The sequence below is a fragment of the Nostoc sp. CHAB 5715 genome, from assembly GCF_020829685.1.
Taxonomy (GTDB): domain Bacteria; phylum Cyanobacteriota; class Cyanobacteriia; order Cyanobacteriales; family Nostocaceae; genus Nostoc.
Map to the genome: position 1 here is coordinate 1 of NZ_JAIVFR010000438.1, position 5,937 is coordinate 5,937.

The 5,937-nt window shown below is 33.3% G+C and carries 3 protein-coding genes and 1 pseudogene; 1 reads left to right on the top strand and 3 read right to left on the bottom strand.

What is annotated here, in order from left to right; all coding sequences use genetic code 11:
* A pseudogene (locus tag LC574_RS22490) lies at positions 1-613 on the top strand (hypothetical protein); the annotation flags it as partial.
* Positions 614-674: 61 nt separating this feature from the next.
* Here the strand turns inward: LC574_RS22490 and LC574_RS22495 are convergent.
* The 3 genes from LC574_RS22495 to LC574_RS22505 form a co-directional block, all read right to left on the bottom strand.
* Positions 675-1,565 (bottom strand): Rpn family recombination-promoting nuclease/putative transposase, encoded by an 891-nt coding sequence (locus tag LC574_RS22495; RefSeq protein WP_229455731.1) that lies wholly within the window; start codon positions 1,563-1,565, stop codon positions 675-677.
* A gap of 309 nt (positions 1,566-1,874) precedes the next feature.
* Complete coding sequence (locus LC574_RS22500) at positions 1,875-3,254, bottom strand: hypothetical protein (protein ID WP_229455732.1); 1,380 nt, start codon at positions 3,252-3,254, stop codon at positions 1,875-1,877.
* The gene (locus LC574_RS22505) at positions 3,215-5,593 is read right to left on the bottom strand and encodes a helicase C-terminal domain-containing protein (protein ID WP_229455734.1); all 2,379 of its coding nucleotides are present in this window, start codon (positions 5,591-5,593) and stop codon (positions 3,215-3,217) included. Before LC574_RS22505 ends, LC574_RS22500 begins: the two co-directional genes overlap by 40 nt.
* Between the last annotated feature and the right edge of the window lie 344 nt (positions 5,594-5,937).

Genomic DNA, 5,937 nt, shown 5'->3' on the forward strand with positions numbered 1-5,937 from the left:
CACTAATTGGACTCTGTTTGACAAAACGCTCAAATATTGCACCCAGCATTCACCATACCCTCCGTTACTTTTTAGTTTGCGATCGCATGGTATTATTATCCGGCTATTTGTCACCTTGACAGGGCTACCCGAATCACACCCAGAGCATTATCGTTACAACGGTACACCGATATTACAGATTGATGGCAAGAATTTAGGCACTTTTGCTCCTGACAGTCCGAAACTGCCGATTGGTGCTACATTTGCAGCTACTTTGCAACCAGATGGCTCTAGTATTATCCTCAAGGTTAATCCTGAGTCAATCAATCTGCCAGAAGTTCCATTACCGGAATCAGAACCAAAGTTAGATACTGCTGGGCAATTCCGAGCCATTCACCGTGAATTCTGGCGTAAAGAAATGTTTGATAATTTGGTAGAGGCGATCGCTACTACCTACGAACAGCGACAAGCCAATCAATCTGCAAGTAATGAAATTGAGCAGTTTAAGATTGGTAGCCATTGGACTGCTTATGTGCAACCCAGTGGTGATTTTATTGTCCGAAATGAAGGTAAGCGGACGATTTGTCGAGAGCATCTAAATTACCAAATCGTAACTTCAAAAGCCCGGAAATGACTTTTCTTCGTTCGGCTTCTGCACCTTCTTCTTGCCAACTGGTCACAAATTCCATTTACAATTATCCTTGAAACCGCGATAATAATTCCTCACGCTCAGCTTGTAAGAGTGAATCCATATATTCATCGGGGGACAATCGTAACAAAGCGGGAATAATGCCTTCTAAAGAAGCATCAATATCCCCAAAGCGCAGCTTTAAAATCTTAGTAATAGTTGCCCTTCGTTCTTTCTGGATACCTTCTCGTTCCCAACTCGTTACTATTTCCATATATACCTCCTTGTCGGTTAATCCCATTCTATCGGCTGTGGCTTTAAAGACTTCCTCCTCCGCAGCATTCAGTTCCAAATACACACCCACAAACCCCGAAATTAATTGCATCCGCGCTGGGTCTAACCTTAAAGTTGTCAGTAACCGCAAACATTCCGCCTTCACCTGCGGACGTTCTGATACAGAAATATTCATCTTCGCCATCAACGCCGCCGCCACTGGATTGTGTTGCGTTAGAAAATCCCGCCAACTTAGGCGATTTAATTGAATTGCTGCAAACTGAAATTCCAGCACCTTTAAATCGGGAAACGTGACACGATAATTTTGCGCTTGGGCACGTTTTGGTTCGTCGAAGGAGAAAATCACCACAGGATAAATTGGTAAATCATATTTTTCATGCAAGCGTGCAAAATACTTAAACATCCGCTTGGCAAATGCTGATTCAGTGTAAGACTGATTTTCAACATGAATTAGAAAGTAAGTCTCCTGCTGCTGATAACGCACCTGTGCCAGCAAATCAATTTCTTTCTTTTCTCCAGATGTGACATCAGTAAATACATCTTGGGGTAAAAACTGGATAGAATCGCGGTCTATTTGGCTGGCTACTTGAGGCAGGAATAAATCGAGAAACTCAACAAAGAATGTAGATATTAATTCTTTGAAAAGCCTGTCATGGTCAATCATCCTAGCAACTCCTCCAACACATCCAAATCTCAGCATTCGGCACAAAAAACACCTTCCGGGTAAGGTTTATATCCTGGTGTAAATTGTATGTCGTCAACGCACTACAAATCGTCCAAAGGCGGTCAGTCTTTAACATTATCTCGCCAGTAAGCATCCCTTATATTGCTCCTGCAATCCGCGCCCTGTCTAATCCGATAACAGCACAGTATACATGAGTTTTTTGGTGAAGAGTTTATTTTCAACCGACAAGTGTTATGCGAACTGCTTGGGGAAATGTTGCATCAGTTGCGGTAGATTCGTTGGGAAAGTTCAAATAATTTTAGTGATAACAGCATGATCTTCAAGTGTTCCTTGTTGATTTTGAGATTGTTTTAGAAAGAATTCTACGGCAGTTCCTTCTGCAAGATGATATTTGTTACATTGTATATCTCGCATTCCGAAAAAATAACGCTCATTATTATAACTCTTTAAATGTCCTGATTTCTGATTGCTATGTATTCTATGAATTTTACCTTGAAAAACTTTTTTATCTCTTAACTGGTCTTGCTTACATATATTAATCAGTTGTGTTTGTTTTTCTCTTAAATAATTTTCTACTTCACTCTTTGGATAAGGAATTTGGTAATGATTAAGAATTTTGCTGACTTCATCAGTTAGTCTCAAATCATATTTTTGAACTATTAGCCCAATTAATTCTGCTAACAATTTTGATTTTTCAATTTCTTGAATCTTATAATAGCATCTAGCCATTATAAGATAAAGTTTAATTTTTTTATCTTCATCTCCTTGAAATAAGCTAGCCTTGCAACAGTTAATCAATGCCTGTTCATGGTTTCTCTCATCAAATTCAATGCCAGCAATTTCTTGATAAATAAACCATTTTTGTCCTCTGTGACCTTGAATAATCTGTAACAAAATACTTTTACCTGCTTCAATATCACCTAAAGCTATTAAAGAAAGTGCTTTTTTTCGCTTAAACCAAATATCATTATCATAATGAAACTTACTAATAGATGATAAAGCTATATCACAATTATCTATACATTCTTGATGCTTTTCTTGCTTTTGCAATAGAGAAGTTAAAATTGAGAAATATTCTTCATAATCAGATGCTTGCCTGTTTATGTTACCATCAGTATCAGTAAATGTTGTCTCATTCTTTGAAAGTTTTTTTGGTTCTAACTTAGTAATCCATTCTTGAACTTTATTGACATTGAAATTAGGTTTTTTATAAGCCTTGATTAACTTAAAAATACCTATTGTATAAGGACAAGGAACTCTATCTTGGTTGGTTATATAGTCTTTTTGTTCTGAAATATCAGTAATTTTTTTAATCCCTTTTTCATGTTTACAAATATAATCTTTGTCAAAGCTCTTAACGTGCTGATCGAAAAGATACCAGACATAAAGATTCTTGACTGGTGCTTCATGGATATGAGCAATTACTATATTTTCAATATCAACATTTTCAGGAAGAATCGCATTATTTCTTAAGCATTTAAGCAAAAAAACAGTATCCCATGAATTCCACTCATTGGAAAAATCAATATAAACTTGATAGTAAATATCAAGGGCTTCTTGAAAATCACCTGAATCGAGTTTTTGTTTAGCTAGGTTTGTAAGGTTTTTTTTTGAAGATAACATTGTGGTTAATTGTACTCGTGAATAACTTCTTGAAATATCTTCCATAAATTAGGCTCATCGCAATAAATGGCAGTAATTGTGCTAATAAAGCCTTTTTGGTCGTAATCAAACTTGATACATAATTTACCATCTCCATTTGTTCCAAATAACTTTATCAAATCATGAAGATTATTTTCTGAAATATATTCAAAATAAATTTCTCTATTTCTCAATCTCTGGATTAAATTATTGTATAGTTTCTCTCTCCAACCATCTTTTTTTTCTAAGTTGATATTAGAAATAGCTATTTTTCTTGTCAATACAAATAATACTTCATCCCCAAACTGTGGAGGTTGTGCTTTTTGTACAATCGGAGGACTAAACGCGCCATTTTTTTTATAGAAAAACATAATTATTGCTGTTTTATTTTGATTTGTAGTTTCAGTAATTTCGTAAATTTCTTGATATTGGTTATGTTTGATTGCTTGTATTTTTAAGTTACTAGATTGGATTTTTGGAGAAATAAATAAACTTAAACTTATTAAAACGGTATTTTTAAATTGCTCATCAAAATATTGTTTTAAATCCTCCTTTAAAGATTCAAATAATAACTTACTTAAATCAGTATCTTGTTTTGATATAAAATAACTTTTCACCCAATCTTTAAAAATATTATTATCACTAGAATTTTGTATTTTAAGATCAGGATCAGATAAAGGAGTTATTGGTTCATATCCGCATAAAACAATCTGAGAAGTAGCTCTAGTAATACCTGTATATAACCACTTAAAATAGCCTTGATTAGTTCTTCCTCTATTTTCCCCTTGATTTGTATTAAATACAACTTTTGGCCATTTATAAGACATAGATTTGTGTACAGTCATTGCATAACCATATCGAATAAATGCAGTATTTTTAAACTTGAAGTAGTTACTAGCAGGATCATTTTGAAGTCGCAGCTTAATTTTATTTCTGTATTGTTTTTTTGCGTTCTTTAATAAACGTTTTAATTCTTTCTCTTTTTCTCCAAGCTTTGTCTTAACTTGTTCTCCATTGTCTAATCTGATTTTAAACTTAGATATATCAAGTTCTAATGCTCTATATTCTTCAGAGTACCGCAGATGATTATACTCATCCGAATGTTCAAAAATACAGGCGTTAATTTCCTCCTTTAATTGATTATTAATAATAATTTTTAAGGCAATTTTTTCTTCTTTAACCAACTCTGCTTGGGGATTATTTAAATAATTCTCTAGTAGTAATACCCTGATAACTTTTTTGGTTGCATTCAATTGAATGTAGACTTCTCGAAAGCTTAAACTAACTGATGTATTTTTTATTTTTATTTCTTGTTTGCTTGCTTCAAAGATTGCGCTTATTTCTCCAAACTCACCATTATAAATTGATTTTGTAGGAGCAAATAGATCATAATTATCTACATTAATATTATTGTAGAATAATATGATGTCACCAACTGCAAGATTTTTATCTAACTTTAATAGCTTTCTTCTAATCCATAAATTGATGTTATGTGCGTTTTCATTAGAGTAACATAGGATGTGAATGTCACTTTTATTCAATTCTGATATGTAAGTTTCTATTTTATCTTTTGTTAAATGAATAACAGCATCTGATGTCTGATTAATTTGTAAATCATTAAACATCTTGTTGCTAATACCTGAAACACATTTCAGTGCTTCAGCATTAATTGGCGAATAGTTTGTTTTGTCTGATAATTGAGCAACGTCAACTACTAATTGATACTTTTCTTCCAGATATTTACGAATAAGAGGTGATTCTTGTTCATTTCCAAAACTTAATTGAAATGGATCACCGATGAATATTATTTTTCTTTTAGAATCTTTAAGAGCAGTAAATTCAAGATAATCTTTTAAAAGATGACCCGAACCAAACCGTAGATCAAAACTTTCATAAAAACTATCAGATATAAGCTGTGATTCATCGACAATAAAGATGGAATTATCTGAATTATTACATTTTTTCAATGGTATAATATCAATTGTATCTCCTTCATCAGTTTGATCGCTTTCATCACTTCCATCATCAATTACTTCTGTAGGAGTACCACCATAAATATAAGAGTAAATACTATTTACATTTTCAAGATTATAATTGGACATTAAGTTTCTAGCAACTCTTGTTGATTGAGCAAAAGATAATACCTCTTCAATACCTAGTTGATAAGCAATTTTTTCAATATAAGGAATAAGAAATGATTTGCCACTATTTGACGTTCCTTGTATAATAAAAATTTGGATTTCTGAATTTTTTACGAAGTTGCTGATCTTGTTTAAGACTTCTTGTTGATCTTCATCAAGAAGACTGAAATCTAGAGTAGATTTGTTACTATCTATTTCTTTAAAAACATCCGTTGATATTTCCATTAATTTTTAGGTTAATTCAATAAGGAACTCAATAATTAAATTTTAAAATTTGTGACATCAATTAATCTTAATCCAAAGCATCTTTCACTTGTCAAGCAGTAAAACTACGCAATTATTGTTAAGCAGTGGGATCGCCCCCTTACGGCTACACCTACGCATTTCGTTGGCTATCTAATGAAGCGGAGTCACCTTTTGTTTAACTAGCGACTTACGTTAATAGCCAACTGGACAATTTATAAATCGCCATTTGGTCTAGCTGTTTCCAGATAAAGTCTTGTTAGGTTAACTCTTAAGGCAATCAGCTTTGAGTACCTATGGCTACCAAAACACTGACCAAACCTAAG